Source organism: Arthrobacter sp. ov118 (genome assembly GCF_900116495.1).
In the GTDB taxonomy this organism is placed as follows: domain Bacteria; phylum Actinomycetota; class Actinomycetes; order Actinomycetales; family Micrococcaceae; genus Arthrobacter.
Window position 1 is genome coordinate 240,471 of the sequence record NZ_FPAY01000004.1, and the last position, 25,959, is coordinate 266,429.

The window sequence follows — 25,959 nt, forward strand, 5'->3', positions numbered from 1 at the left end:
CGGGGCCCGGGGGCCTATGCTCCAAGCTCGGGTCAGCCGCGTCCCATGCCGGTGGACGGGTCCTGGCCGCCCTCGGACGGGTCGGCGCGGAGCGCGTCCGGGTCGGGGCTGGGCAGCCCTGCCGGTCCTGGCACGTCCCGCGGAACGTCCCCGGCCTCCGCGGGCTCTTCCGTCCCGGCATCCGGGCCTCCGCTGTGAGGTGCGTTGTCGGGGCGGCCGTCGTCGCGGCGAGCGTTTTCGAGGCCATCCGCTTCGGCTGGGGTACTCGTCTGCTGGCGTTGGCCCGTGCCTGGCACCTCGTCGTCGTCCGCGGCGTTGGAGCCCTCGCTGATGGATGAATGGACCCGGATTTCCTCGTCCGGGTTCCCGGGCTCGGGCACATGCCCGTCATCGGTGGGCCGGGAGATCCCGGCCAGGTCCTCCATGGCGTTTTCTGCCGTTTTTTTGATGCCGTCGCCAATTCCCATCAGTTTGCTCCTTTGCTCGGCCTTGACGGTTCCAGAATTATCAGCATGCTTACAAATAGTCCATAGTCGGCACGACACGGAAGGCACACCCATGAGCAGCTACCACCCCGAAAATGACCCGGCCAACCCTGATCGGCGGGCGGCGGAGAACGCCGCGGAACAGTCCGACCGGGACCGCAACGGTGAAGAGACCACCGATCCTGCCGGTTCGGCCAACCCGGATCCGCTCAGCGGGAAGATCACCGGACTGGAGCCCGGCGGGGGAGTGCCTCCGGGAGAGACGCCCCCGGCCGAGGACCAGATGAGCCGGGATCAGGGGCACGACGAATAGCGCCAGTGCCCGCCTCAGTCCTTCCCCAACTTAATCCCTGTCGAGATTAATCCTTGTCAAGTTCTGCCAGCAGGGATTTGGCTGCCTCGGCGATGTCGTCGTAGTTGTTCTGGGCGGCGCGGCTTTCGATGGCAAGGATTGCACAGCGGTGCAGGCGCTGGAAATCGCCGAACGGGAAGCTGTAGCGCCCCTTGGTCTCTTGCGTTTTCTCGCTGTCTTCGCCCAAATGCCAGCTCCCGTATGCGGCGTAGCCGTGCTTGTCGATGTAGCCGTTTTCCCGATCGCTGTCGGGAGCGTGCTCGCTCCAGTCATCGCGGGTGTCCCGCGCGAATCTGGAGTCTTTGATGAGCTGACGGGCCTGGTTGAGCGCCGTCTTGTTGAGCTTGATGGTCATGGTGTTCCTCCTGCTGTCGGCCCGGTCGCCCGGGCCTAGTGGCCCAGTCCATTCGTTACCTGCAGCCCTATAATTCAGTATGGACGCCGCCCAGAGTGTGGAGACTGAACGCAAATTCGATGTCGCCCGGCCAGAGCTATCCCCGCCCCTGCAAAACCTGCGTGGCGTGAACCGCGTTGATGAGCCGGTGGAGCACTTGCTCGAGGCACAGTACTTCGACTCATCCGACCTGACGCTGGCCAGGCACCGCATCACACTGCGTCGGCGCTCAGGCGGCGAAGACGACGGATGGCACTTGAAACTTCCGCTGGACGACGCCGACTCCCGCCGGGAGCTGCAGGAGCCCCTCGGCACCGGGGACAGCCCACCCGAGGCCCTCGTGCGGCAGATCAGGGTGCACCTGCGCGGGAGAAAGCTCGTCCCGGTGGTCAGGTTGAGCACCCGCCGCGTCGTGCACCGGCTTCGGGGCGCCGACGACAAGGTATTGGCCGAAATCGCCGATGACCACGTGCACGCCGAACCGCTCCTGCCTGGCCGGGCAGGGCATGACTGGCGGGAGTGGGAAGTTGAACTGGTGGCCGGTGGCCCTGATCTCCTCGATGCGGTCCAAGACAAGTTCGCCGCCGCTGGAGTGCACCGGGCAGGCCACGCCTCCAAACTCGCCCGCGCGTTAGGAAGTTTGCATCCTGAACCGGCAACGCCGCCGGACCGGACCGGCTCCGGGACTGCCGGGCGAATGCTGAGGGCCTACGTGAACGAACAGGTCCAGGCGCTGCAGGAGCAGGATCCGCAGGTCCGCGACCGCGTCCCCGATGCCGTGCACCAGATGCGGGTGGCCACCCGGCGGCTGCGCTCGGCGCTGGCCACGCAACGGCGCCTGCTCGAGCCGGAGCCAGCGGCCGCCCTGCGCGCGGAACTGAGATGGCTCGCCGGAGTCCTTGGCGAGGTGAGGGACACCGAGGTCATGCAGGAGCGCCTCCTTGAGTTGTTGGCCACCGAACCGCCGGAGCTTGTGATGGGTCCGGTAGCCCGCCGCATCAATGAGGAGCTCTCGGCGGCTTACAGTGACCATTACCGCACCCTGCTCGAGACGATGGATCAGGAGCGGTACTTCCGGCTCCTGGATTCCCTCGACGAGTTCCGGAAGGATCCGCCGCTGACGGCCAAGGCCGACAAAAAGCCCAAGTCGGCGTCCGCGGCCATCGGGAAGGACGGGAAGCGCCTGCGCAAAGCCGTGAAGGCCGCCCGGTCCAACCGCGGAACCCCTCACGGCGATGAGTCCCTTCACGAGGCCCGCAAAGCCGCCAAACGGCTCCGTTACGCGGCCGAAGCCGCCGCCGCAGTCGACGCCAAGCAGGCCGGCCAGCTGGAACAGGCAGCGCACAGCATCCAGAAGGTCCTCGGCCGGCACCAGGACAGCGTCGTTGCCCGCGAGGTGCTGCGCCGCCTGGCCGGCGAGGCCTTTCTGCAGGGCGAAAACGCCTTTTCGTACGGGCGACTCCACGCCCTCGAACAAAACCTAGCCGCCGAAACAGAGACGGACTTTTACGACAGCTGGACGACCTTCCCCGCCAAACTCCTCAAATAGCGGTCGCGGGCCCGGCGAAGCAGGCTAGCGGGAGCACCACATGACTGATCCCAAACCGGTCCTCGTCGTCGGCGGCACGGGACACCTCGGCGGCCAGGTCATCGATGAGCTGAGGGGCCGGGGCAAGAAGGTCCGGGCCTTGGTCCGCCCCGGATCGGATGCCAGCAAGCTCGAAGCCAAGAACGTCGGGATTGCCCGGGGCGACATGCTCGCCCTTGACTCCCTCGTCGCTGCCATGACCGGCGTCGACGCCGTGATCACCACTGCCGCCGGCTACACGCGGCGCGACAAGCAGGCGCTGGAGATCGACACGGCCGGCAACGCCAATCTCGCCCAAGCGGCAAGCCGGACCAGCGTGCGGCGCTTCATCCTGACCAGCATCCTTACGTCCGACCAGACTCCGAGCGTCCCGCATTTCTGGCACAAGAAGGTGGCGGAAGACAAGCTGGAGGAGCTAGGGGTCCCGTTTGTCGCGCTTCGCCCCGGCGCATTCCTCGACCAGGTCACCCGGACGGGCGGCGACCCGTTCGAGAAGAAGCGGCTCATGTGGTTCGGAACCAAGACAGTTCCGCTGACCTTCGTCCTCACCTCCGACCTCGCGGGCTACCTCGCGGCCGCGGTCGACGCGGACGTCGTCGACGGCGAACGCATCGACATCGGCTGGGACCGCCCGGTCAGCATGCAGGACGTCGCCGACATTGCCTCGCGCTTCGTGGGGGCGCAGGTCCGCGTCCGGGCGGTTCCAACAAGGCTGATCCGCGCCCTTGGTGCCACGCTCGGGCGGTTCGATCCGATGCTCCGGGACATGAGTGCCATGTTCGACTGGTTTGAGACGGGCAAGTACGTTGCCGATACCTCCCGCCAGGCCGAAGTGTTCGGACCGGTCCCCACCGCGGAGGAGGCAATCGCCCGATTTGCCCGGAGCCTGGGGCATTAAGCGGGCCGGACCGTAACGCGCAAGGCCCCCGGCAGCCGCTGCTGCCGGGGGCCCGAGGGAACTGCGGGGTGCCGTGGCCTATGCCGCTTCGGCGGCCGGGGCTTCGGCCAGCGCGTCGAAGACGCCCTTGATCTGCTCAACGACCTCGGCGTCGTCCTTCGGGTGGACTTCGGCGAAGCGGACCATCGAGCCGGGAACTGCCAGCTTGACGTTCTCTAGGACCTGCGCGCCGGCGATGCCGACAGCTTTGCGGGCCTCGTCCTGGGCCCAAACGCCGCCGAACTGGCCAAAGGCGGTGCCGACGACGGCGGTGGGCTTGCCGGACAGGGCCCCGGCGCCGAACGGGCGGGAGAGCCAGTCGATGGCGTTCTTCAGGGAGGCCGGGACGGTGCCGTTGTGTTCCGGGGTGACCAGCAGGATGGTGTCGGCGTCGTTGGCTGCGGAGCGCAAGGCGGCGGCCGCTGCGGGCACCTGGCCTTCGACGTCGATGTCCTCGTTGTAGAACGGGATGTTGCCAAGGCTCTCGTGAATGATCACGTCGACCTGCTCCGGCGCGTTGAGCTGGATGGCCTCGGCCAGCTTCTGGTTGGTGGAGCCGGAGCGCAGGCTGCCGACGAGGGTGAGGACGGTCTTCTTGGACATGTGGACTCCTATGCATCGCGCCGGGGAGGGTTCCCCGGCTGGCTGTCGTGGAGGCTTTGGGGGCCTTCATCCAGACTAAACGGACTGCGGTCCGGTTATATTCCGGGGGGCTAGAATCAGCGGTGTGAGCCTCATTCCGATCCGACGCGGTGCCCAGTCCGGTGGAGGCCGTGCCGCGGAGCACGGTGCCGGGCCGGCAGCCGAGTCCGAGCGCCGCGACGCCGCGCGCAACCGTGAGCTCCTGCTCTGCGCCGCCCGGGAAATCGTGGAGGAATCCGGTGCCGACGCGCTCACCATGGACCGGCTGGCACAGCGCGCCGGGGTGGGAAAGGGGACCGTCTTCCGGCGCTTCGGCAGCCGTGCCGGGTTGATGATGGCACTGCTCAGCGGCGCCGAGGCCGAGTTCCAGGGCCGGTTCATGTTCGGGCCGCCCCCGGTGGGTCCCGGGGCGCCGCCCCTGGATCGCCTGGTGGCCGTCGGTGCGGCTCGTATTTCCTGGGTCTTGGAATTCGGGGAGCTGGCCCGGGCCGCCGATGCTTCGGTCTACAACCGTTTCGATGTCCCGCCGGCCGTTCTTTGGCACCGCCACCTCGAGATGCTGCTGCGTGAAGCGGGCGTGACGGCGGACCCGTGGCTGCTGGCGTCGTTCCTCGGCGCGGCGCTGGAGCCCGAACTGCTGCTGCATTCGGTCCAGGTGCACGGAATTTCCCCTGACCGCCTCGCCCAGACGTGGCGGGAACTCGTCACGCGGATGGTAGGCGGGGGATAGCCGGGGCGGCCCGGCTGCACGGGCGGTAGCCTAGGCAAATGACCAACGATTCAGCCCGGCCCATCCGCACCGCTGTCGCCGGTTTCGGCCTCTCGGGCAGCGTCTTCCACGCCCCGTTCATCGCCGCAAACCCGGCCTTTTCGCTGGATGCCATCTCCACGTCCGACGCCGCCCGAAGGTCCGCCGCGGCCGGCAGTTACCCGGCGGCCCGGATCGTCGACACTCCGGCCGACATCCTGGCGCTCGCCGGCGAGCTGGACTTGGTGGTGCTCGGCACGCCGCCGGCTACCCACTACCCGCTGGCGAAGGCGGCGCTGGAAGCCGGCCTCGACGTCGTCGTGGACAAACCCTTCGCCGTGCGCAGCGCCGAGGGGCAGGAGCTCATCGATCTCGCCGCGAGCCTGGGCCGGGTGCTTACCGTGTTCCAGAACCGGCGCTGGGACGGTGACTTTCTCACGGTGAAATCCCTTGTGGAGACGGGAGCGCTCGGTGCCGTGACCCGTTTCGAGTCGCGCTTCGAGCGTTGGTCGCCCGAAGTCGCCAAAACCTGGAAGGCGGGCGCGACGGCCGACGAGGGCGGTGGCGTGCTCTTTGACCTCGGCACCCACCTGCTGGACCAGGCGCTGCAGCTCTTCGGTCCGGCCACGGTGACGCACGCGGAACTGGCGGTCCGGAGGGCGGGGGAGAAAGCCGACGACGACGTCTTCGTGGCCTTGCGGCACAATGCCGGGGTGACCAGCCACCTCTGGATGAACATGCTCTGCGCCCAGCAGGGGCCGCGCTACCGCATCCTGGGCAGTGGGGGCGGCTTCACCAAGCACGGCGTGGATCCGCAGGAACCGTATATCGTGGCCGGCGGCGGGCCGCTGGACGAAGATTACGGCCTCGAGGATCCGGACTGGGCGGGCTTGCTGGGGCGCGACGGGCACCTGGACCGGTTGCCCACCGAACGCGGCGCCTACCCAGAGTTTTACCGGATCCTGGCGGCCAAGATCGCCGACGGCGGAACAACCTCGTCACTGCCGGTGCCGGTCGACCCGGCGGGGCCGGTCGAAGTGCTGCGTCTTATCGAACAGGCCCGGTCGCTCTAACCAGCCATCGCCTTAACACCCATCGCCTGCTCCCCACCGGCCCCCTCGCCTCGGAAGCTCGGCCAGGGTACCCTGCCGGCGTGGGCCCAAACTGCCCTTTTGGGGGTCCAAAAGGGCTGTTACGGAGCAGGCGACGGTGTGTAACGCAGCCGACAGTGTGGAACCTAGCCGACCGTGGGGGAACTTACGCGGAGACCAGCTGGTGCCAGTCGGCGACGAGGGGCAGGTTGTGCGCCTCGGAGACCGAGCGGTGTGCCACCTTGCCGCCGGCGATGTTGAGGCCGGCGGCGAGGGCCGCGTCGCGCTCGAAGGCGGCCTTGACGCCCAGGTTCGCCAGGGCGACGCCGTAGCGCAGGGTGACGTTGGTCAGGGCGTAGGTGGACGTGTTGGGGACGGCGCCGGGCATGTTGGCCACGCAGTAGAAGATCGTGTTGTGGACCTTGTACGTCGGTTCTTGGTGCGTGGTGGGGTGGGTGTCTTCGAAGCAGCCGCCCTGGTCGACGGCGATGTCGACCAGCACGGAGCCGGGCTTCATCCGGGACACGAGCTCGTTGGTGACGAGCTTCGGGGCCTTGGCGCCGGGGATCAGGACCGAGCCGATGACGAGATCGGCGTCGACGACTGACTTTTCGATTTCGTAGGAGTTGGACGCGACCGTCTTCAGGCGGCCCTGGTACTGGGCGTCGAGCTCGCGCAGGCGGTTGATGTTGATGTCCAGGATGGTGACGTCGGCGCCGAGGCCCAGGGCCATGGCGGCTGCGTTGGTGCCGGCGACGCCGGCGCCCAGGACAACGACCTTGGCCGGGCGGACGCCGGGGACGCCGCCGAGCAGCACACCCTTGCCGCCGGCCGGGGCCATCAGGGAGGTGGCGCCGACCTGGACGGAGAGGCGGCCGGCAACTTCGGACATCGGGGCCAGCAGGGGCAGGGTACGGCCCTCCTGGACGGTCTCGTAGGCGATCGCGGTGACGCCGGAGTTGATCAGCTCCTGGGTCAGTTCGGGCTCGGCGGCCAGGTGCAGGTAGGTGAAGAGGATCAGGCCCTTGCGGAAGCGGTGGTATTCGGCTTTGACCGGCTCCTTGACCTTCATGACCATGTCGGCGCGGGCCCAGACGTCGTCTGCCTCGGCGACGATCTCGGCGCCGGCGATGGCGTATTCCTCGTCCGTGATGCCCGAGCCCAGGCCTGCGCCGCGCTCAACGAGGACCGCGTGGCCGTGGGTGCGGAATTCGTGGACGCCGGCCGCCGTGATGGCGACGCGGAACTCGTTGTTCTTGATCTCTTTGGGTACACCGATGATCATTTGCTGGCTCCAGTCCTGGCGGCCTCGTGGGCCGGGATTAGCGGGGAATTCGTACTTCCAGAATAAATCCGGCTGTGAGGCAGGCGACACGGGCCGCGGCCGGTCGTGCGGTGCGATCCGCGTGATTGCGCGGTTTTTCAAATCTGCAGGTAGACAGCTGTCGAGGGCGGGGGCGTCAGGTGTCGGCTCGTGTCCGTCGCCGCCGCATTCGCAGAGCGGCCGCCGGGGGCAGTAGTGTTGCAGCATGCAGCAGCAGGACGTGGAGCAGCTCGTGGAGCAGGTGGCACAGCGGCTGGGCCGCGGCCTCTCCCTCGAGGACCTCGACGGGCTGCTCCTTGCGTACAGCTCGAACCAGTCCCACGCCGACCGCGTTCGGGTGAACTTCCTGCTCAGCAAGCGGGTCCCGGTGGACGTCATTGCCTGGCAGCTCTCCCACGGAATTGCGACGGCGGTCCGGCCGGTCGTGGTGCCGGCCAACGCCGACCTCGGCATGCTGGGCCGGGTGTGCGTGCCGCTGCTGGTGCGCGGCTTCAGGGTGGGGTACCTGTGGGTCCAGCTCGACGCCGAGGAACCAAGCGCCGCGTCCGTCCTCGCCCAGTTGCCGGACGTGGCGAGGGAGCTGGAGCAGTTGTCTTCCCTGCTGCTGGACTCCAATACGGCAGAGTCCGAGTTCCGCCGCAAACGGGAACAGGAATTCCTGGCAGCCTGCGCCGGTGAGACCAACGCCGTCGCGGCCGTGGCCGGCTGGAAAGAGGTCCAGGGCAAGGGTCCGTGGCAGCTGGTGACCGTCCTTGACGCCGACGGGTGGGCCGGCGGCTCGGACCCGATCGCCGATACCCTCATCCACCGCTCCGCGGCCCTGCAGGCCACCATCGGCGTGGACGCGGCACTCTTTAGTGCGGGCACCGAAACCCACTCCGTGGTGCTGTTCAAGGAATCCACAGGACGTGCGGACCACGCCCAGGTGCTGGTGCACTACCAGCTGGAGCTCGCCAAACGCTCCGGACGTCCGGTCCGGCGCATCATTCTTGGCACTAGCGAGGGGTTCGCCAAGCCGCGCGAACTCGCCGAGGCCTACCGGCAGTCACGGCAGGCGGCCCAGGCCGCGGCAGTGGATCCGCAGCTGGGCGAACTCGTGGACTGCCGGGCAACCGGCGTCTACCAGCTGCTGGCGTCCGCCGGCGGCGGGGCCGGGGCCTGGGCGGACGCGGGATCGCTGTTTTTCCGGCTCCTCGAGGACCATGACCGCAACCACGAGCTGCTGCCTGTGCTGGAGCTGTTCTACGACAATGACGGCTCCGTCCAGGAAGTCGCAACCAAGCTGCACCTGCACCGGAGCAGTATCTATAACCGGCTCGGCCGGATCCGCCAGTTGCTGGGCGTGGACCCGCTGAAGGGAATGGTGCGGCTGGAACTTCATGCCGCGCTGAAGGCGAGGCGCTGGGCGGGCCGGCCCCGGATTTAGCCCTCGCGCTTGGAAACGTCGGCGTCCAGTGCCAGTCCTGGGTCGTTGCCTGCGGCCGCCGTGTCCTTGCCGGCGGCCGCTGCGGGTTTGCGGGCGGCGCTCCGGCGGCGGGAGATCCGGCTGTCCACCCAGAGCGACACCGCAACGAATGCCACCCCGCTGGCCATGAAAGTGCCGGTATTATTCAGGCCCATCGCGGTTCCGATGATGCCGGCAAGCAGCATGGCGGCGAGACCCGCCACGATGTGCCATCCTCTGAATTTACCCACGATGCAAGTTTAACCCGCTGCCTATCCGTGTCTCCGCGCCGGAGCGCGATCGTTGCTTGATCCTTATCACCGCTTCATGAAGCACGCGGGCCGCCGTCATGCTGGCTGACCGGCGCCGCCGTGACCGTACTATCCTTCGTCGGCGTCTTCGTCCGCGCTTTCCTCTGCGCTCCGCGTCTTTTTCTGCGTCTCGAGCCAGGCCATGATGTCGGCCAGCCGGATCCGCCGGTGCGTTCCGCGGTACTCCACCGGAATTTCGCCGCGGTCGGTCATGTTCCGCAGATACGTGTGCGAGATGCCCGCCAGTTCCGCCGCCCGGGACGTCGTCAGCATCTCCTCGACGCTGCTGACCGTCACGGCCTCGCCGCGGCTGAAGCGGCCCAGCAAGTCGACGACGGCGTCCCTCGCCCCGTCCGGCAGGCGGTGGACAGTGCCGTCGACGAACACGGTGATGTCATGGCTGCCGTCGAGGGCGTACTTGAGTTTTTGCGCGTCCTCGGCCGGCAGACCGGCCGTCACCCGGGGAGCTATCAGTGCCATGTGTGCATCCTAGCGGCTACTTCCCAAAGGGTGGATCAGCGGGTGGTGCCGTCGGCGCATCCGCCGACGGCGCCCCGGTCACAGCCCCAGGTCCTCCAAGACCGGCAACTTCGCCCGGACCCAGGCCCGGGCCTCCGTGGCGCTCGGCGCGGACAGGGCCAGCTTGGCAAGCTCCTGCGTTTCGGCCAGGGTGACCGTTTTCAGCACGGCAGCAACGGCCGCTATGGAGCGCGCTGTCATGGACAGCGTAGTGACGCCCAGGCCCGTGAGGACGACGGCGAGGGCCGGGTCCGCCGCCGCCTCGCCACACACGCCCACGGGCTTGTTGTGGCCCTCGGCCGCCGAACCCTCCACCGTCAGGCCCACGAGCCGCAGCACGGCCGGCTGCCAAGGGGTGTTCAGGGCCGCGAGCGGGCCGAGCTGCCGGTCGGCGGCCATGGCGTACTGGGTGAGGTCGTTGGTGCCCAGGCTCGCGAAGCCCACCTCCCGCAGGATGCTCTCGGCTGTCAGGGCGGCCGACGGCACCTCCACCATCACGCCGGGGGTCTTAATGCCTGCCGCGGCGCACAGCGAGGCAAAGCGGGCGGCCTCCTCCGCGGTGGAAATCATCGGGGCCATCACCCAGACGTCGGCCTCGGACGCCTGCTCGGCCAGGGCGATCGCCTGCAGCTGGCGCTCCAGGACGCCCGGCGTGGTGAAGTCGGTCCGGTAGCCGCGGACGCCCAGGGCCGGGTTGGGTTCGGTAGCGTCGGTCAGGAACGGCAGAGGCTTGTCCGCGCCGGCATCGAGCGTGCGCAGAACCACTTTCTTGCCCGGGAAGGCATCGAAGACGCCCTTGTAGGCTGCGGCCTGTTCCTCCACGGTCGGTTCGGTGTCCCGCTCCAGGAAGCAGAACTCGGTCCGGAACAGGCCCACACCCTGGGCGTTGAGGCCGGCCGCGGCCACGGCATCCTTGGCGCCCCCGACGTTGGCCAGGAGCGGAACGAGGTGCCCGTCCGCCGTCGTGCCCGTCCCGTCAAAGGCGGACAGCAGCGACGCGGTGGCGGCCCAGTGGGCTGCGGCGGCGCGTTCAGCTTCCCCGGGCTCCGCGGTGATGAGCCCGGCAGCGCCGTCGACGTACACCTCGGTGCCGTCGGGAAGCTCATCGACCCCGGCGGCGGCGACAACGGCGGGCAGGCCGAGGGAACGGGCGATGATGGCGGTGTGGGACTGCGGGCCGCCGCCGGCTGTGACCAGGGCCAGGATCTTTTCCGGATCCAAGGTGGCGGTGTCGGCCGGGGCCAGATCCTCAGCGATGAGGATGAACGGGGTGGCGGACACGGGAATGCCCGGGGCGGGAACCCCGCGCAGTTCAGCCACGATCCGGGAGCGGACGTCCAGGACGTCGGTGGCGCGCTCGGCCATATAGCCGCCCAGGTTGTGCAGCATTTCCGAGACGGAGGCGCCCGCTTCCCAGATGGCCCGCTGCCCGGAAGTCCCGCGGCCAATCAGCTTGGTGGCCGATTTGAGCAGCATGGTGTCGGTGGCCATGAGGGCCGTGGCCTCGAGGACGGCCTTGCCGTCGCCGGAGACCGTCTCGGAGCGGGCCTTGAGCTCGTCGTGCACCGCCTTCGCCGCGGCCTTTAGCGCCGCCGTCGCCTCCTCCGCCGTGACGCCGGCGGCCAGCTGCTCACCGGCGGGCGGTTCGCTGATCGGTTTGGGCATCTGCCGGACGGTGCCGATGATGCGGCCTGGGCTTACGCCTACTCCTGGGAAGTTCTGCACTGAAGGTCCTCATTCTCTGTCGTAGGCCAGTGGCCGCTCAGCCGATAAACCAGGTGCCGCCGTTGATCCTGCTTATCCTGCCTGCGGCTGACTACGTCAGCGGCTGATCGGGCACCTGAAAAAATTGTATGTGATGTAGTTCATATAGCGTTGCTATAGGTGCTAGGGTAGCGGTTATGAGTATCGATGGCCAGCTACCACCTAAAGCCCGGCTGCTGCGCGCGGCCGCCGAGCTGCTGGCCAACTCAGGCGGATCTGCAGTGTCGACCCGCCAGATCACGCAGTTGGCCGGTGTTACGGCACCGACCCTGTACCACCACTTCGGCGACAAGGAAGGGCTGTTCGACGCCGTCGTCGCAGCAGGTTTTGACGAATATGTCGCGGGCGAACGCGACTTTGCGCCCTCTGGCCAACCGCTGGAGGACATCCGGAGGATGTGGGACAACCACGTGCAGTTTGGGCTGAAGCAGCCGGAACTGTACCTCGTCATGTTCGGCAACATTCGCCCTGAGAGCCGGCCGGCGATCGTCGCCGATGCCGAAGCACTCATGGAGGAGATGCTGAACAAGGCGGCAGTCTCCGGCCAGCTCAACGTCCCGCCCAGGGAGGCGGCCAGGTCCATCCTGGCGGCCAACGTGGGTGTGACCCTGATGCTGATCGCGGAAAAGGCGCCCGAGCGCAATCTCGAGCTCTCCGCCATGACCCGCGACGCCATGGTCTTTGCGGTTTCCACGGAACAGGCCCGGAACAACGGATCCGTTGACAGTGGGGAATCCTCCGTGGTTGTGGCGGCTATCGCGCTGAACGCGGCTCTCCAGGCGTCCCACTCCGACCAGCTCTCCAGTTCGGAGCTGAAGCTCTTCCTCGAATGGCTCCACCGGATCTCCAACAGCTCCACCAGCTAGCTTTCGCGAAATTATCGAACCATCCTGCAAGGCAGCGGGAACGACGGTTAGGAACTCACATGGCAACAGAGACAGTTGCGAAACCAAAGACCAGCGTGCGGGTACACGTCCAGAAATTCGGGACGTTCCTGTCCGGAATGATCATGCCCAACATCGGCGCATTCATCGCCTGGGGCTTCATCACGGCGCTCTTCATCCCGGCGGGCTTCTTCCCCAACGAGGAGCTCGGCAAGCTGGTCGGTCCGATGATCACATACCTGCTCCCGCTCCTGATCGGCTACACCGGCGGCCGGATGGTCTACGGCGTGCGCGGCGGCGTCGTGGGTGCGGTGGCCACCATGGGCGTGATCGTCGGCACGGACATCCCCATGTTCATCGGCGCCATGATCCTCGGCCCGCTCACCGCGTGGCTGATGATGAAGGCGGACAAGATCTGGGAAGGCCGCGTCAAGCCCGGCTTCGAAATGCTGATCGACAACTTCTCCGCCGGCATCCTGGCCGCCATCATGGCGGTCGTCGGCATGCTGGTGGTCGGCCCCATCGTGAAGGCCTTCAGCGACGGCGCCAGCGCCGTGGTCCAGTTCCTCGTCCTCAACGGCCTGCTGCCCTTCACCAGCATCTTCATCGAGCCCGCCAAGGTCCTGTTCCTGAACAACGCCGTCAACCACGGCATCCTCACCCCGCTGGGCACGCAGCAGGCGCTCGAGCAAGGCAAGTCCATCCTGTTCCTGCTCGAAGCCAACCCCGGTCCCGGCTTCGGCATCCTGCTCGCCTACTCCTTCTTCGGCAAGGGGCTGGCCAAGGCGTCCGCGCCGGGTGCGGCGGTCATCCAGTTCGTCGGCGGCATCCATGAGATCTACTTCCCGTACGTCCTGATGAAGCCGATGATGATCTTCGCCGCAATCGGTGGCGGCATGACCGGCATCTTCACGCTCGTGGTCACCGGCGCCGGACTCCGGTCCCCCGCAGCCCCGGGCAGCATCATCGCGGTCTACGCCTCAACAGCACGCGACAGCTACGTCGGCGTGACGCTCTCCGTGCTGTTCGCCACCACGGTGTCCTTCCTCATCGGCTCGGTGATCCTGAAGGCCAGCAAGGCGCCCGCGGAAGACGACCTCGACCAGGCCACGCACCGGATGGAGGCCCTGAAGGGCAAGAAGAGCTCGGTTTCCGCCGCCCTGATCGGTGAGGGTGTGGGTGCCAGCGGCGTCGCCGTCCTCGCCACTCCGATCAAGAACATCGTCTTTGCGTGCGACGCCGGCATGGGCTCTAGTGCGATGGGCGCCTCCGTGCTTCGCAACAAGATCAAGGCCGCCGGGTTCCCGGAGGTCAAGGTCACCAACTCGGCCATCGCGAACCTCAGCGACACGTACGACGTCGTGATCACGCACCAGGACCTGACCGAGCGGGCCAAACCCGCCACCGCCAGCGCCGTGCACGTGTCCGTGGACAACTTCATGAACAGCCCGCGCTACGACGAGATCGTGGAGCTGGTCAAGGCCAGCAACACGGACGAGGAAGACGCCGCCGGTGCCACTGCTGCTGCCCCTGCTGCCGCCGAGACTCCCGCGGAAGCCGCGGCTGGCCCCGCGGACATCCTCGTGGCCGACAGCGTTGTCCTCACGGGCACGGCGACCACCCGCGACGCCGCGATCGACGAGGCCGGGCAGCTCCTGCTGGCCCGCGGCGCCGTCGACTCCGGCTACGTGGACGCCATGCACGAGCGCGAGGAATCCGTCTCCACCTACATGGGCAGCTACCTTGCCATCCCGCACGGCACCAATGCCGCGAAGGACCACATCATGAAGTCCGCGGTCTCGGTGATCCGCTACCCGAACGGCATCGACTGGAACGGCAAAGAAGTGAAGTTCGTGGTCGGCGTGGCCGGCGTCAACAACGAGCACCTGCAGATCCTGGCCTCGATCGCCAAGGTCTTCACCAACAAGGCCCAGGTGGCGCAGCTGGAGGCGGCCACGACGGTCGACGAAGTGCTGGCCCTGTTCGGAAAGGTCAATTCCTAGTGAAGGCTGTTCATTTCGGAGCCGGGAACATCGGGCGCGGGTTCGTGGGCCTGCTGCTGCACGGGGCGGGGTATGAGGTGGTGTTCGCGGACGTCGCGGACGCCCTCATCAGCCAACTGGCCGCCGCAGACCGCTACCAGGTCCACGAGGTGGGGGACAACCCTGCCGTCCTCACGGTCGAGAACTTCCGGGCGCTGAACTCCGGCACCCAGGAAGCCGCCGTCGTCGCGGAGATTGCGACGGCGGACATCGTCACCACCGCCGTGGGGCCGCACATCCTGAAGTTCGTGGCGCCGCTGGTCGCCCGGGGGATCGCGGCCCGCGCCGCCGGGCTGGAACCGCTGCAGGTGATGGCGTGCGAGAACGCTATCAACGCGACCGACATCCTGAAGGCCGAAGTCGCTGCCCAGTGGGATCCGGCCGCCGGCTCCCTGGACGCTGCCGCCGTGTTCGCCAACACGGCGGTGGACCGGATCGTGCCCAACCAGGAGGCCGGGCAGGGTCTGGATGTCACGGTGGAGACGTTCCATGAGTGGGTGATCGACCGCACTCCGTTCGCCGGGAAGGAGCCGGCGATCCCGGGAGCGACCTTCGTGGACGACCTCGCACCGTACATCGAGCGCAAGCTGTTCACGGTGAACACGGGACACGCGGCGGCAGCCTACTTCGGTTTCGAGGCCGGCCTCGGCAAGATCGCCGAGGCGATGGCCGATCAGGACGTCGCGGCCGACGTGCGCGCTGTCCTGGACGAGACCAAGGAGCTCCTGGTGGCCAAGCACGGCTTCAACAGGGTGGAACAGGAGGCCTACGTGCAGAAAATTCTGGGCCGCTTCGCCAACCCGCACCTGCCGGATACCGTCAACCGGGTGGGCCGTGCCCCGCTGCGCAAACTCAGCCGGAACGAACGCTTCATCGGCCCCGCCGCCGAGCTGGCCGAACGCGGCATCGTCCCGGAAGCGCTGCTGGGGGCAATCGCCGCGGCCTTGCGCTTCAACGACCCGGCCGACGCCGAGGCCGTGGAGCTCGCGAAAATCCTGTCCGCATCCACGCCGGACGAGGCCACGGAGAAGATCACGGGCCTGCCCGCCGACCACCCGCTGTTCGCCGCCGTCTCCTCCCTTATCGAGGAAGCCAAGGCAGTGGTCTAGCCCTAGCCGAAACGCCGAGCACTAAACGCCGACGCCGCAGCTCACCTGGGCTGCGGCGTCGGCGTGTTCCCGCCCCCACCCCCCGTTGCGCTATCACTTATGGCGCCTTTGCCCCGGGTTTAGCCGCCATAAATGATAGGGCAACGCATGGTCCTTGACCGTTAGGCGACCTAACTGTTAGGCTACCTAACTATGAATGCGATTGAGCCGGCCGATCCTCGTCTCCTCGTTCTCGCCCAGGACTTCCGCGAGGCCCTCCGCCACAGCATCTACCTGGTCCGCCGCCTGGATGCCGACGGCGAACTTAGCGCCGCCCAGCTCAGCACCCTGAAGATGCTCATGGATGCCGGACCCGCTTCCGACGGCGGCGGCGTGCGGGTGGGGGAAATAGCCCGGAACCTTGGCGTTAAAGTTCCCAGCGCCACCGAACAGATCATCAAGCTCGAGCGCGCCGGCCTCGCCCGCCGGGAACCGGACCCCAGCGACTCCCGCGCCGTCCGGGTGACCCTGACCGGGGCGGGCCGCACCGCCGTCGAATCCGCCAACGAACGCCGCAACGCCGTCATGGCCGGCATCCTCTCGTCCCTGTCGGACGAGGACCGCGCCGCCCTCGCTGCCGCGCTGCCGGTGATCGGCAAGATCAACGCGACGCTCCAGGCCTAAGCCTCAACCAAAAATCCCCATCCTCTAAAAAATCCCCGTCATTTAGGAGTGCTCCCCATGCACGGCCAGTCCGCCGACACCCTGCCGGCCGCCGAAGTTACCCTCGAGGCCGAGAAAGCCTCACTGCTCAAACAGCCCAAGGCGGTGTGGGCCACGGCTCTCGCCGCGGTGTTCGCCTTCATGGGCATCGGCCTGGTGGACCCCATCCTGCCCGCGATCGCCAAGAACCTGGACGCCACGCCCAGCCAAGTGTCGCTGCTCTTTACGAGCTACTTCCTGGTCACCGCCGTCGCGATGCTGATCACCGGCTATATCTCGTCCCGGATCGGAGGGAAACGGACGCTGCTGATCGGGCTGGCCGTCATCGTCGTGTTCGCCTCGCTGTCCGGCACCTCGGGCAGCGTGGCTGAGTTGATCGGCTTCCGGGCCGGCTGGGGGCTGGGCAACGCCCTGTTCGTGGCCACGGCGCTGGCCGTGATTGTCGGCGTCGCAAGCGGCGGCGCCGGCACCGCGATCATCCTGTACGAGGCCGCCCTGGGCCTGGGCATTTCCCTTGGGCCGCTCCTGGGTGCAGTGCTCGGCGGCTGGCAGTGGCGCGCGCCCTTCTTCGGCACCGCCGTGCTGATGGCCTCCGCGTTCATCGCGCTCATTGCCCTGCTGCCCAAGACCCCGCTGCCCGAGCGGAAGGTCCGGCTCCGGGATCCGCTGCTGGCGCTGGGCCACAAGGGGCTGCGGACGACGGCGGCGAGCGGCCTGTTCTACAACTACGGCTTCTTCACCGTCCTCGCCTTCACGCCCTTCATCCTGGGCATGGACGCCTACGGGATCGGCGGGGTGTTCTTCGGCTGGGGCGTCGCCGTCGCCGTCTTCTCGGTGTTTGTTGCCCCCGTGCTGCAGAACCGCTTCGGTGCCGTCAGGGTCCTCAGCGGCACCCTGGCCCTGCTGATGCTGGACCTCGTGGGACTGGGCCTGGCCGCCGGACGCTCGGTGCCCGCCGTCGTCGCCCTCGTCGTTATTTCCGGAGCCCTCCTGGGCATCAACAACACCCTCTACACGGAACTGGCCATGGGCGTTTCTGACTCGCCGCGGCCGGTGGCGTCGGCGGGGTATAACTTTGTGCGCTGGATGGGCGGCGCCCTTGCGCCCTTTGCCGCCGCGCAGCTGGGCGAGCACTTCGGCCCGCAGGTGCCGTTCTACGCCGGGGCACTGGCCATGGTGATCTCGATGGCCATGGTCTTCGGCGGACGCCGCTACCTCGCGGCGCACGAACCGCACGTGGTCTAGCAGCCGGGTCAAAAAGAAACGCCCATGTTCCGCGGAACATGGGCGTTTCTGTCATCCCCCTGCATGTCGCCGGTGCAGGTGATGGGACGGGCTCAGGCCTTGGCCGAACCCTTGGGCACGAACAGCGTCTCGGCCTGCTCAAGGGACATGCCGTTGGTCTCGGGCACCTTGAACATCACGAAGAAGAACGACGCCGCCGCAAACAGCGCGTACATGGCGTACGTCAGGGGCAGCGAGGCCGCGGCCATGACAGGGAAGCTCAGGGTGATGGCGAAGTTGGCCACCCACTGAGCGGCCGCGGCCAGGCCCAGGGCCCGGGCCCGGATCCGGGACGGGAAGATCTCGCCCAGCAGCACCCACACCAGCGGGCCCCAGGAGGCGCCAAAGCTGATGACGAAGACGTTGGCCGCGACCAGCGCCGCGGGCCCCCAGGCGCCGGGCAGTGTGATGGCGTCACCGGAGCCGGTGGCCGAGCCGAAGGCCAGGGCCATGGTGCCCAGAGAGAGGGCCATGCCGATGGAACCCGTGAGCAGGATGGGGCGGCGTCCGATCCGGTCCACGAGTGCGATCGCCACCAGCGTCACCAGGATGTTCGTGACGGAGGTGGCCACGGAGATCGTGAGCGAATCCTTTTCCTGGAAGCCCACGGCCTTCCACAGGGTGGTGGAGTAGTAGAAGATCACGTTGATGCCGACAAACTGCTGCAGCACTGAGAGAATGATGCCGATCCAGACCACCGGCTTCAGGCCCAGGGCGTTGCCGCGCAAGGACCCCTTCTGGCCCGCGAGCCTGTCCTCCTCGATGGCCGCCTTGATCTCGCGCAGGTGGCGGTCGGAGTCCTCGTCCGGGGCGATCGACTTGAAGACTTTCAGGGCGTCGTCGTCCTTGCCCTTGAAGACCAGGAAGCGCGGGGATTCCGGCAGGGTGAACGCGATCCAGCCGTAGACGACGGCGGGGACGGCTCCGGCCAGGAACATCCAGCGCCAGGCCTCGATGCCGAGCCACAGGCTCTGGTCTGCGCCGCCGGCGGCGTTGGCGAAGACGGCATCCGAGAGCAGGGCGGCAAAGATGCCTGTGGTGATGGCGAGCTGCTGGAGCGAGGCCAGGCGTCCGCGGACGTGGCGGGGGGAGATCTCCGAGATGTAGGCGGGCGCGATGACCGAGGCCAGGCCGATGCCCAGGCCTCCGATGAGCCGCCAGAAGATCAGGTCCCAGACGCCGAAGCAGAAGCCGGTGCCGATGGCGCTGGCCAGGAACAGCACGGCGCCCAGCTTCATGGCCGGGATCCGGCCGTAGCGGTCGGCTACCTTGCCTGCGAGGTAGGCTCCCAGCGCGCAGCCCAGGAGGGCGACGGCTACGGCGAAGCCCGTCACGGCCTCGCTGAGCGCGAACTCCTCTTTGATGGCGTCGACGGCGCCGTTGACCACTGACGAGTCAAAGCCGAAGAGGAAGCCTCCGACGGCGCCCGCAACGGCCAGCCAAATGACCCGTTTGGGGATCTTGGCGGTGGTCTGGTCCTGGGTGATGGTCATGGCGCTCCCTCGGCAACTCGCGGTCCACGGCCTGCGCCGCAGCTACCCAGTCTTGCATCCGACCGGAGTGCCGCCTGTCACAACCGCCGGAAAATGAGACGAAACATACACTTGGCGCCTGTCGTCGGCCGTGCCTGCTTGGCCGGGAGCTGAAGGTGTCACGCAGAGCAGGCTTTCGACGTCGGACCTCTTCCCGGCGCCCGGCATTGCGGCAGACGACAACGGCAGGCAGTCCAAAAGACTGCCTGCCGTGACGTGATCAAGCCGTCGGAACCTAGTGGGCGGCGGCCGCGGCACCCTCCCTGGCGGCCGTCTTCGGGTCCGTGAGTTTCTTGTTCGGCAGGGCGAACGTGATCAGGAAGGCGATGCCGGTGAGCACTGCGGCGGTGAGCATGACGGCGTCGATCGACTGCGCGAAGCCCTCGGTGATGGGACGGGTCAGCGTCGAGTTGGCGGTGTGCAGCCAGCTGGTGTCATTCAGCGAGTCGTTGCTGGCGCCGTTTTTGAAGAACTCGTAGAGCTTGGCGTTGGCCGGGTCGGCGGCCACTGCCGGATCCTTGAGCACCTTGAGATAGTCCGCGTTCTGCGCGGCGTCCTTCATGCCGGTGGCGATCTTGTCCGCGGCGAGGCTGAAGAGCATGGAGATGAACACGGCCGTCCCGACCGCGCCGCCCATGGAGCGGAAGAACGCGGCGGAGGATGTTCCCACGCCCATGTCCTTCGACGGAACGGAGACCTGCATGGCCAGCGTCAGCGGCTGCATGCAGAAGCCCAGGCCAAGGCCGAACAACACGGCGATGGCGCCCGGGACCCACAGCGGCGTGTCAACGCCGAGGGAAAGGCCCATCACTACGGCGGCAGCGGTCAGGACCGCGGTGCCCAGGATCGGGAAGATCCGGTAGGTGCCGGAGGAGGAGATGGTCCGGCCGGCCGTGATGGAACCGGTCAGGATGCCCACCGTGAAGGTGATCATCATGAGGCCGGCCTCGGTGGGGGTCAGCCCCTTGACCAGCTGCAGGTACATGGGAAGCATCGCGATGGCGCCGAACATGCCGATGCCGATGATGAAGTTCAGCAGCGACGACAGGCCGAAAGTGGTGTTCTGGAACAGCCGCAGCGGAATCAGCGCGTAGTCGCCGGCACGTTTTTCGGCCAGCAGGAACGCGATGATGCCTGCAACACCCAGTCCGTAGCAGAGGTAGGAGTTGGCCGAGCTCCAGCCCCAGCTGCGGCCCTGTTCGGCGACGAGGAGGAGCGGGACGATCGCCAAGGTGATGGCGGCGGCACCCCAGTAGTCGATCTTCTGCTTGACGTGCTTGGCGGGGAGGTGGAGGTACATGAATACCACCGTGAGGGCAGCGAGGCCGATCGGGATGTTGATGAGGAACACCCAGCGCCACCCGTCGATCCCCAGAATGGTTTCGGTGCCTGCGAAGGCACCGCCGATCACCGGGCCCAGGACCGAGGAGATGCCGAAGACCGACATGAAGTAGCCCTGGTACTTGGCGCGGTCCTTGAGCGCCACGATGTCGCCGATGATGGTCAGGGCGAGGGCCAGGAGGCCGCCGGCGCCCATGCCCTGGATGCCCCGGGCAATGGCGAGTTCGGTCATCGAGTGGACTGAGCCGGCGTACAGCGAGCCGGCCAGGAAGATCAGGATGGCAATGAGGTACAGCGGGCGGCGTCCGAAGATATCGCTGAGCTTGCCGTAGAGCGGGGTGCTCACCGTGGACGTGATGAGGTAGGCGGTGGTGGCCCAGGCCTGCAGCGACAGGCCGTCGAGGTCGTTCGCGATCGTGTAGATCGAGGTGGACACAATCGTCTGGTCCAGCGACGACAGGAACATGCCGAGCATGAGTCCAACCATGACGGTGACGGTCTGACGGTGGGTCAGGACCTCTCCCGCGGCGCGCACGGGGGTGGTTTTGGACATGACTGCTCCAAGGGAAGTGTGGGGATTAAGCGGATAGTTGCTTTCAGTAACTATGTTACGGGCACAAATGTTCCCGCTGCTACCACCGGGAGAAGAAAGACCTCAGCGCTCGAGCAGGATTCCGTCCGGGTCGCACCAGATCAGGGCGCCGGGGCGGATGGCCACGCCGTCAAGCTCCAGCGGCACGTCGATTTCCCCGGCGCCGGCCTTGGCACTCTTGCGCGGGTTGCTGCCCAGCGCCTTCACTCCAAGCGGCAGCTCGGAGATCGCCACCCGGTCCCGGATGGCGCCGTTGATTACGACGCCGGCCCAGCCGTTCGCCACGGCGCTCGCCGCGATGAGGTCCCCCATCAGGGCCGTGCGGAGCGAGCCCGCTCCGTCCACCACGAGAACGGAGCCATTGCCGGGAGTGGCCAGCACGGACTTGACCAGGGCGTTGTCCTCGAAGCACCGGATGGTCCGGACCGGCCCGCTGAAATGCGTGCGGCCGCCCAGGGACTGGAACTGCAGGGACACGGAGTCGAGTTCCGCGCCGCGCTCGTCGTAGAGGTCGGCGGTATTGACGGCGGAAGCGTTCACGGATTCTCCTGGTTGCTCAAAGCGGATGATAGCGGGTTTCATCCCCGAGAATCGCACATTTCCCGCCAGAAAGCCCTCCCCGCGATAGTCTGGCTCCGCAGTGACACATATGCCTACATATGGCCGGTCATCAGTTCCAGGGGGAGCCATGAGCATGTCCGATACCACCGCGCCGGCGCTCGCGGAACCCGAACGCCGCGTGCGGCCCGTCTGGACCGCCGGCGTCGTGCTGGTCAACGTCGGCATCAACGCGGCGTTCTTCGGCCCGCTTCAGGTACTCCTTGGCCAGCAGGCGGCAGCGTTCAGCGAGCCGGGCAAGGAAGCCATCCTCGCCCTGGTGACGGGTGCGGGCGCAGTCGTCTCGCTCGTCGCCAACCCGCTCTTTGGCGCGGTCAGCGACCGCACCACCTCCCGCCGGGGCCGCCGGGTGCCGTGGGTGATCTTCGGTGCGGTCCTGGGCGCCGCCGCGCTGATCGGACTGGCAGGTGCGCCAAATGTCGTCGTCATGATGTTGCTCTGGTGCCTCGTGCAGGCCGGCTGCAACGGCGCCTATGCGGCCATCACGGCCGCGATCCCGGACCGGGTGCCCGTCCCGCAGCGCGGCACGGTGGGCGGCCTGGCCGCGATGGGGCAGACGGTCGGGATCCTGGCAGGAGCAGTAATCGCCGCCGCCGTCACCGGAAACTTCGCGGCGGGATATGTCGTCTGCGCGGCGGCACTGCTCGCCGGCGTCGTGCTCTATTTCTTCAAGAACGACGACGTCCCGCTGCCGGCGCAGGCCAGGCCGCCGTTCAGCCTGGCCGCCTTTTTGCGTGGCTTCTGGATTTCCCCGGTCCGCCACCCGGATTTTGCGTGGGCCTGGCTGACGCGCCTGCTGGTGAACATCGGCAACCACATGGTCACCCTCTACCTGCTGTTCTTCCTCGACGACGCCGTTCGGATCCGTGAAACCGAGGGGATCGAGCCCGCGGCTGGCGTCTTGGTCCTGACCGGGCTGTACGCGGTCATGGTGATCATCACCAGCGTGATCGGCGGGCGACTGAGCGACCGCATGGGCCGGCGGAAACCGCTGGTCATCCTCTCGTCCGCCGTGATCGCCGCGGCCGCCCTGATCCTCGCGTTCGCCCCGACCTGGGCCGGTGCGCTGCTTGGCGCGTCGGTGCTGGGCATCGGCTTCGGCTGCTATCTGGCGGTGGACTTCGCCCTCATCACGGAAGTGCTTCCGACGGCGCTGAACCGGGGCAAGGACCTCGGCGTCATCAACATCGCCAACTCGCTGCCGCAAGTGCTCGCCCCGCTCATCGCGTTTCCCTTCGTGGCCCACTGGGGCGGGTATGTCGGCTTGTACGTGGCGGCAGCAGTGATCGGTCTTCTCGGCGCCGTGTTCGTGGTGAAGATCAAGGGCGTGGACTGAGGTCGGCGCGCCCGTCCCGGCAGGTCCTGAAGCCCCTGCCGGCCAGCCGTGCGCCCGGTTCGGTGGCGTATAGTGGACGGCAATTGCCGCGGCAGCGCTGTGGGGAATACCTCCCGGCTGCCGAGAAAAACGACACCCGGAACGGTGCTGATGCCTGACTTTCACTCAGAACTTCCACCGATGGCCCCTCCGCCCACTCTGCCCCGGCAACGGCTCCGCTACTTGCGGATCCTGGACGTTGCCGCCGGGTTTGCGCGCAAGGGCCTGGACTCCGTGGTCCTTTCTGAGGTGGCGGCCAAGGCGGATGTTCCGCTGGGGACTCTGTACCGCTACTTTCCTTCGGCCACCCAATTGGTGCTGGCCCTATATCGCAAACAATTGAACGATCTGCTCGCGGGGAGTTCGCCCACGGCCGGAAAAGCAGCGGGGAAAGTTGCGGCCCCAGACTTGGTGGGCGTAACGATGGAGATCTTCCATATGCGCCTCATGCAGCCTGCCGTGGAGCAGTGCCTCAACCGCGCGGTGTACGTCAAGGACAATGACACCACGCGGCTGCTGCGGGACATCGACGCCACAGCCGAGAAGGCCGTGACGGCCGCGTGCGGCGATGCCGCCATCGCCCGGGTCCTGTTGCTCACAGTCACCGGACTGGTCCAGGCCGTCCGCTGCCGCCGACTGTCCCTCTTCGAAGCGGAAGAAGACCTGAAGAAAGCCTGCTCGCTCCTGCAACGCGCGCGGCAGGCTGCGTAACTGGTCTAGACCAGCTCCCTGAAAATTGGCCCCCGCAGGCGTGATCTAGCCCACGATTCGTGGGGAAAACCCTTCGGGGCCGTTAGGGACGGCTCTCAATTGGCGCAGACGGCAGAATTCTTTGATTAGCATTACTGGACCGGAGACGGCAGACGCCAGCAACTCCGGGGGTTCCGCCGGCGACCGCCACCTCTGGTTGCCACCGACGCCCCCGCCAGACCAACTCGGGCACCCCTGTGTCCGGGCTTCCCCGAGCCGTGCGCCCACGGTGATTCCCAGGAGACAACGACGTGTCCACTGAAACGATCATTCCCGCCGATTCCGCTTCCGCGGCAGAGACCGTTGCCGCGCTCGGCGACGAGGAAATCTTTGCATCCCACCAGGGCGGCAAGCTTTCGATTTCCAGCACCGTCCCGCTCGCCAGCAAGCGCGACCTCTCCATTGCCTACACGCCCGGCGTCGCCCAGGTGAGCCGGGCCATCCACGCCGACCCGGAGCTCGCCAAGACGCTCACCTGGGCCCAGCGCCTCGTGGTCGTTGTCAGTGACGGCACGGCCGTCCTGGGCCTGGGCAACATCGGCGCCAGCGCCTCGCTGCCCGTGATGGAGGGCAAGTCCGCGCTCTTCAAGGCCTTCGGGGAGCTCGACTCCATTCCGCTGGTCCTCAACACCACCGACGTTGACGAAATCGTCGAGACGCTCGTGCGGCTGCGCCCGAGCTTCGGTGCCGTCAACCTTGAGGACGTCGCCGCGCCCCGCTGCTTCGAGCTCGAGGAAAAGCTCATCGAGGCGCTGGACTGCCCGGTCATGCACGATGACCAGCACGGCACCGCCGTCGTGGTCCTCGCAGCCCTCACCAATGCCGCCAAGGTCACCGGCCGGACGCTCGACAGCCTGCGCGTAGTGGTCTCCGGCGCCGGGGCCGCCGGCATCGCCGTCGCCGAAATCCTGCTGACGGCAGGGATCAGCGACGTCGTCCTCCTGGACTCCCGGGGCGCGATCAGCAAGGACCGCGCGGACATCGCCGCCGACCCGGCCAGCAAGAAAGCCGAACTCGCCGCCCGCAGCAACCCGCGGGGCGTAACCGGCGGCCCGGGCGAGGCGTTGCTCGGCGCAGACGTGTTCGTGGGGGTCTCCTCCTCCCGGTTGGACGAGGAACACCTCAAACTCATGAACCACAGCTCGATCGTCTTCGCCCTGTCCAACCCGGACCCGGAAGTCCTCCCGGACGTCGCGAGCAAGTACGCGGCCGTGGTGGCCACCGGGCGCAGCGACTTCCCGAACCAGATCAACAACGTCCTGGCCTTCCCCGGCATTTTCCGGGGAGCCCTCGACGCCGGCGCCCGCCGAATCACGCCGGCCATGAAGCTCGCCGCGGCTCAGGCCATCGCCGAGCTGGCGGAGGACGATCTGTCGGCCGACTACATCGTGCCCAGCCCGCTTGACCCCCGCGTGGCCCCTGCAGTCTCCGCAGCGGTTGCGGCGGCGGTCGGAGCCGAGTAGTTCAGCACAGTTGGCGGCCAACAGGCCGGACGACGACGGCGGCGCTTCCTTTGGGGGCGCCGCCGTTCCCGTTCCGCGGCGCTGACGGCCCCGGTGGGGCGGCTTGGTGCCAGCAGGTTAGCCCGGTGCCGGTCGGATGGCGGGCGCGGCCTAGACTGGGGCCATGAACCCCGAGACTGTCGTCACCGCGCTCTGCGGCCTAGCCATCCTGGTCGGCGTGGCCGGAACGGTCATCCCCGTGCTGCCCGGCAGCATCCTGATTGGGTTGAGCCTGCTCGCCTGGGCCCTGTGGGGCGGCGCCGGAACCACGGGCTGGGTTGTCTTTGGGGTCGGCCTGGTATTCGTCCTGGCCGGGATGGCGGCCAGCGCGGTTCTGACCGGACGGAAACTCAAGCAGCACAGCATCCCGAGCCGTTCCGTGATGGTGGGAATCGTCTTCGGCGTGGTGGGCGTGTTCATCATCCCAGTCGTGGGCCTGTTCGTGGGCTTCGCGGCAGGGCTCCTGCTCAGCGAGCTGCAGCGCACGCGGGTGGTCAGTACCGCGGTGGCCTCGAGCTGGGCGGCTCTGAAGGCCACGGGCCTGGGCATGATCGTGGAGTTCGGCCTCGCATGCCTCGCCGCCAGCACCTGGGTGATCGGCCTCTGGGTTGCCTCGGCCGCCTAGCAGC

25 protein-coding genes are annotated in these 25,959 nt (G+C 67.5%); 15 read left to right on the forward strand and 10 right to left on the reverse strand.

Annotated features, from left to right (window positions below; translation table 11 throughout):
* Positions 1-32: 32 nt before the first annotated feature.
* The gene (locus tag BM372_RS10795) at positions 33-467 is read right to left on the reverse strand and encodes a hypothetical protein (RefSeq protein WP_090955004.1); all 435 of its coding nucleotides are present in this window, start codon (positions 465-467) and stop codon (positions 33-35) included.
* A gap of 91 nt (positions 468-558) precedes the next feature.
* Between BM372_RS10795 and BM372_RS10800 the strand changes: the two genes are divergently transcribed.
* On the forward strand, positions 559-798 hold the full coding sequence (locus BM372_RS10800; RefSeq protein WP_090955006.1) for a DUF6480 family protein: 240 nt from the start codon (positions 559-561) through the stop codon (positions 796-798).
* 46 nt (positions 799-844) lie between these two features.
* Here the strand turns inward: BM372_RS10800 and BM372_RS10805 are convergent, their stop codons facing one another.
* Positions 845-1,192, reverse strand: a complete 348-nt coding sequence (locus BM372_RS10805) for a hypothetical protein (RefSeq protein WP_090955009.1) — start codon at positions 1,190-1,192, stop codon at positions 845-847.
* A gap of 79 nt (positions 1,193-1,271) precedes the next feature.
* Here BM372_RS10805 and BM372_RS10810 point away from each other — a divergent pair, with 79 nt between their 5' ends.
* The gene (locus tag BM372_RS10810; protein ID WP_090955011.1) at positions 1,272-2,780 is read left to right on the forward strand and encodes a CYTH and CHAD domain-containing protein; all 1,509 of its coding nucleotides are present in this window, start codon (positions 1,272-1,274) and stop codon (positions 2,778-2,780) included.
* A gap of 40 nt (positions 2,781-2,820) precedes the next feature.
* Positions 2,821-3,717, forward strand: a complete 897-nt coding sequence (locus tag BM372_RS10815; RefSeq protein ID WP_090955013.1) for an SDR family oxidoreductase — start codon at positions 2,821-2,823, stop codon at positions 3,715-3,717.
* A gap of 78 nt (positions 3,718-3,795) precedes the next feature.
* Here the strand turns inward: BM372_RS10815 and BM372_RS10820 are convergent, their stop codons facing one another.
* Positions 3,796-4,359, reverse strand: coding sequence for an NAD(P)H-dependent oxidoreductase (locus BM372_RS10820; RefSeq protein WP_090955016.1), 564 nt, complete (start codon positions 4,357-4,359; stop codon positions 3,796-3,798).
* A 124-nt stretch (positions 4,360-4,483) separates the two neighbouring features.
* Here BM372_RS10820 and BM372_RS10825 point away from each other — a divergent pair, with 124 nt between their 5' ends.
* Positions 4,484-5,128 carry a TetR/AcrR family transcriptional regulator gene (locus BM372_RS10825; protein WP_090955018.1) on the forward strand — a complete coding sequence of 215 codons (645 nt, stop codon included), beginning with the start codon at positions 4,484-4,486 and terminating at the stop codon, positions 5,126-5,128.
* Positions 5,129-5,166: 38 nt separating this feature from the next.
* Positions 5,167-6,219 carry a Gfo/Idh/MocA family protein gene (locus BM372_RS10830; protein ID WP_090955020.1) on the forward strand — a complete coding sequence of 351 codons (1,053 nt, stop codon included), beginning with the start codon at positions 5,167-5,169 and terminating at the stop codon, positions 6,217-6,219.
* A gap of 184 nt (positions 6,220-6,403) precedes the next feature.
* Here the strand turns inward: BM372_RS10830 and ald are convergent, their stop codons facing one another.
* Positions 6,404-7,522 carry an alanine dehydrogenase gene (gene ald, locus BM372_RS10835; RefSeq protein ID WP_090955023.1) on the reverse strand — a complete coding sequence of 373 codons (1,119 nt, stop codon included), beginning with the start codon at positions 7,520-7,522 and terminating at the stop codon, positions 6,404-6,406.
* 244 nt (positions 7,523-7,766) lie between these two features.
* Between ald and BM372_RS10840 the strand changes: the two genes are divergently transcribed.
* Positions 7,767-8,987, forward strand: coding sequence for a PucR family transcriptional regulator (locus BM372_RS10840; protein ID WP_090955026.1), 1,221 nt, complete (start codon positions 7,767-7,769; stop codon positions 8,985-8,987).
* Here BM372_RS10840 and BM372_RS10845 read toward each other — a convergent pair.
* The 3 genes from BM372_RS10845 to ptsP form a co-directional block, all read right to left on the reverse strand.
* On the reverse strand, positions 8,984-9,256 hold the full coding sequence (locus tag BM372_RS10845; protein WP_090955028.1) for a hypothetical protein: 273 nt from the start codon (positions 9,254-9,256) through the stop codon (positions 8,984-8,986). The genes BM372_RS10840 and BM372_RS10845 overlap by 4 nt on opposite strands.
* A 129-nt stretch (positions 9,257-9,385) precedes the next feature.
* Positions 9,386-9,796, reverse strand: coding sequence for a helix-turn-helix domain-containing protein (locus BM372_RS10850; protein ID WP_090955030.1), 411 nt, complete (start codon positions 9,794-9,796; stop codon positions 9,386-9,388).
* Between the two features lie 78 nt (positions 9,797-9,874).
* Positions 9,875-11,560 carry a phosphoenolpyruvate--protein phosphotransferase gene (gene ptsP, locus BM372_RS10855; RefSeq protein ID WP_090955032.1) on the reverse strand — a complete coding sequence of 562 codons (1,686 nt, stop codon included), beginning with the start codon at positions 11,558-11,560 and terminating at the stop codon, positions 9,875-9,877.
* A gap of 176 nt (positions 11,561-11,736) precedes the next feature.
* Between ptsP and BM372_RS10860 the strand changes: the two genes are divergently transcribed.
* From BM372_RS10860 to BM372_RS10880, 5 genes are all read left to right on the forward strand, one after another.
* Complete coding sequence (locus BM372_RS10860) at positions 11,737-12,465, forward strand: TetR/AcrR family transcriptional regulator (RefSeq protein ID WP_090955034.1); 729 nt, start codon at positions 11,737-11,739, stop codon at positions 12,463-12,465.
* 59 nt (positions 12,466-12,524) lie between these two features.
* On the forward strand, positions 12,525-14,486 hold the full coding sequence (locus BM372_RS10865; RefSeq protein ID WP_090955036.1) for a PTS mannitol transporter subunit IICBA: 1,962 nt from the start codon (positions 12,525-12,527) through the stop codon (positions 14,484-14,486).
* Entirely contained in the window at positions 14,486-15,634 is a 1,149-nt protein-coding gene (locus BM372_RS10870) for a mannitol-1-phosphate 5-dehydrogenase (protein WP_090955038.1), read from the forward strand. Before BM372_RS10865 ends, BM372_RS10870 begins: the two co-directional genes overlap by 1 nt.
* 192 nt (positions 15,635-15,826) lie before the next feature.
* Positions 15,827-16,297, forward strand: a complete 471-nt coding sequence (locus BM372_RS10875) for a MarR family winged helix-turn-helix transcriptional regulator (RefSeq protein WP_177235962.1) — start codon at positions 15,827-15,829, stop codon at positions 16,295-16,297.
* Between the two features lie 57 nt (positions 16,298-16,354).
* Complete coding sequence (locus tag BM372_RS10880) at positions 16,355-17,581, forward strand: MFS transporter (RefSeq protein WP_090955040.1); 1,227 nt, start codon at positions 16,355-16,357, stop codon at positions 17,579-17,581.
* A gap of 92 nt (positions 17,582-17,673) precedes the next feature.
* Here BM372_RS10880 and BM372_RS10885 read toward each other — a convergent pair whose 3' ends face one another.
* The 3 genes from BM372_RS10885 to rraA form a co-directional block, all read right to left on the reverse strand.
* A complete protein-coding gene (locus tag BM372_RS10885) occupies positions 17,674-19,113 on the reverse strand; it encodes a sugar porter family MFS transporter (RefSeq protein WP_090955042.1) in 1,440 nt (479 codons plus the stop codon).
* Positions 19,114-19,387: 274 nt separating this feature from the next.
* Positions 19,388-21,046 carry an MDR family MFS transporter gene (locus BM372_RS10890; protein ID WP_090955044.1) on the reverse strand — a complete coding sequence of 553 codons (1,659 nt, stop codon included), beginning with the start codon at positions 21,044-21,046 and terminating at the stop codon, positions 19,388-19,390.
* A gap of 102 nt (positions 21,047-21,148) precedes the next feature.
* The gene (rraA, locus tag BM372_RS10895; RefSeq protein WP_256214194.1) at positions 21,149-21,625 is read right to left on the reverse strand and encodes a ribonuclease E activity regulator RraA; all 477 of its coding nucleotides are present in this window, start codon (positions 21,623-21,625) and stop codon (positions 21,149-21,151) included.
* Positions 21,626-21,773: 148 nt separating this feature from the next.
* Between rraA and BM372_RS10900 the strand changes: the two genes are divergently transcribed.
* From BM372_RS10900 to BM372_RS10915, 4 genes are all read left to right on the forward strand, one after another.
* A complete protein-coding gene (locus BM372_RS10900) occupies positions 21,774-23,039 on the forward strand; it encodes an MFS transporter (protein WP_090955048.1) in 1,266 nt (421 codons plus the stop codon).
* Between the two features lie 180 nt (positions 23,040-23,219).
* Positions 23,220-23,789, forward strand: a complete 570-nt coding sequence (locus BM372_RS10905) for a helix-turn-helix domain-containing protein (protein WP_371261726.1) — start codon at positions 23,220-23,222, stop codon at positions 23,787-23,789.
* A 290-nt stretch (positions 23,790-24,079) separates the two neighbouring features.
* Positions 24,080-25,291 carry an NAD(P)-dependent malic enzyme gene (locus BM372_RS10910; protein WP_371261727.1) on the forward strand — a complete coding sequence of 404 codons (1,212 nt, stop codon included), beginning with the start codon at positions 24,080-24,082 and terminating at the stop codon, positions 25,289-25,291.
* Positions 25,292-25,454: 163 nt separating this feature from the next.
* Positions 25,455-25,955, forward strand: a complete 501-nt coding sequence (locus BM372_RS10915) for a DUF456 domain-containing protein (protein ID WP_090955053.1) — start codon at positions 25,455-25,457, stop codon at positions 25,953-25,955.
* Positions 25,956-25,959: the final 4 nt, after the last annotated feature.

Bases quoted from the DNA above. Each gene is read 5' to 3' on its own strand.
- BM372_RS10795 (WP_090955004.1), bottom strand. From the start codon at position 467: ATGGGAATTGGCGACGGCATCAAAAAAACGGCAGAAAACGCCATGGAG.
- BM372_RS10800 (WP_090955006.1), top strand. From the start codon at position 559: ATGAGCAGCTACCACCCCGAAAATGACCCGGCCAACCCTGATCGGCGG.
- BM372_RS10805 (WP_090955009.1), bottom strand. From the start codon at position 1,192: ATGACCATCAAGCTCAACAAGACGGCGCTCAACCAGGCCCGTCAGCTC.
- BM372_RS10810 (WP_090955011.1), top strand. From the start codon at position 1,272: ATGGACGCCGCCCAGAGTGTGGAGACTGAACGCAAATTCGATGTCGCC.
- BM372_RS10815 (WP_090955013.1), top strand. From the start codon at position 2,821: ATGACTGATCCCAAACCGGTCCTCGTCGTCGGCGGCACGGGACACCTC.
- BM372_RS10820 (WP_090955016.1), bottom strand. From the start codon at position 4,359: ATGTCCAAGAAGACCGTCCTCACCCTCGTCGGCAGCCTGCGCTCCGGC.
- BM372_RS10830 (WP_090955020.1), top strand. From the start codon at position 5,167: ATGACCAACGATTCAGCCCGGCCCATCCGCACCGCTGTCGCCGGTTTC.
- ald (WP_090955023.1), bottom strand. From the start codon at position 7,522: ATGATCATCGGTGTACCCAAAGAGATCAAGAACAACGAGTTCCGCGTC.
- BM372_RS10840 (WP_090955026.1), top strand. From the start codon at position 7,767: ATGCAGCAGCAGGACGTGGAGCAGCTCGTGGAGCAGGTGGCACAGCGG.
- BM372_RS10850 (WP_090955030.1), bottom strand. From the start codon at position 9,796: ATGGCACTGATAGCTCCCCGGGTGACGGCCGGTCTGCCGGCCGAGGAC.
- BM372_RS10860 (WP_090955034.1), top strand. From the start codon at position 11,737: ATGAGTATCGATGGCCAGCTACCACCTAAAGCCCGGCTGCTGCGCGCG.
- BM372_RS10865 (WP_090955036.1), top strand. From the start codon at position 12,525: ATGGCAACAGAGACAGTTGCGAAACCAAAGACCAGCGTGCGGGTACAC.
- BM372_RS10875 (WP_177235962.1), top strand. From the start codon at position 15,827: ATGAATGCGATTGAGCCGGCCGATCCTCGTCTCCTCGTTCTCGCCCAG.
- BM372_RS10880 (WP_090955040.1), top strand. From the start codon at position 16,355: ATGCACGGCCAGTCCGCCGACACCCTGCCGGCCGCCGAAGTTACCCTC.
- BM372_RS10885 (WP_090955042.1), bottom strand. From the start codon at position 19,113: ATGACCATCACCCAGGACCAGACCACCGCCAAGATCCCCAAACGGGTC.
- BM372_RS10890 (WP_090955044.1), bottom strand. From the start codon at position 21,046: ATGTCCAAAACCACCCCCGTGCGCGCCGCGGGAGAGGTCCTGACCCAC.
- BM372_RS10900 (WP_090955048.1), top strand. From the start codon at position 21,774: ATGAGCATGTCCGATACCACCGCGCCGGCGCTCGCGGAACCCGAACGC.
- BM372_RS10905 (WP_371261726.1), top strand. From the start codon at position 23,220: ATGGCCCCTCCGCCCACTCTGCCCCGGCAACGGCTCCGCTACTTGCGG.
- BM372_RS10915 (WP_090955053.1), top strand. From the start codon at position 25,455: ATGAACCCCGAGACTGTCGTCACCGCGCTCTGCGGCCTAGCCATCCTG.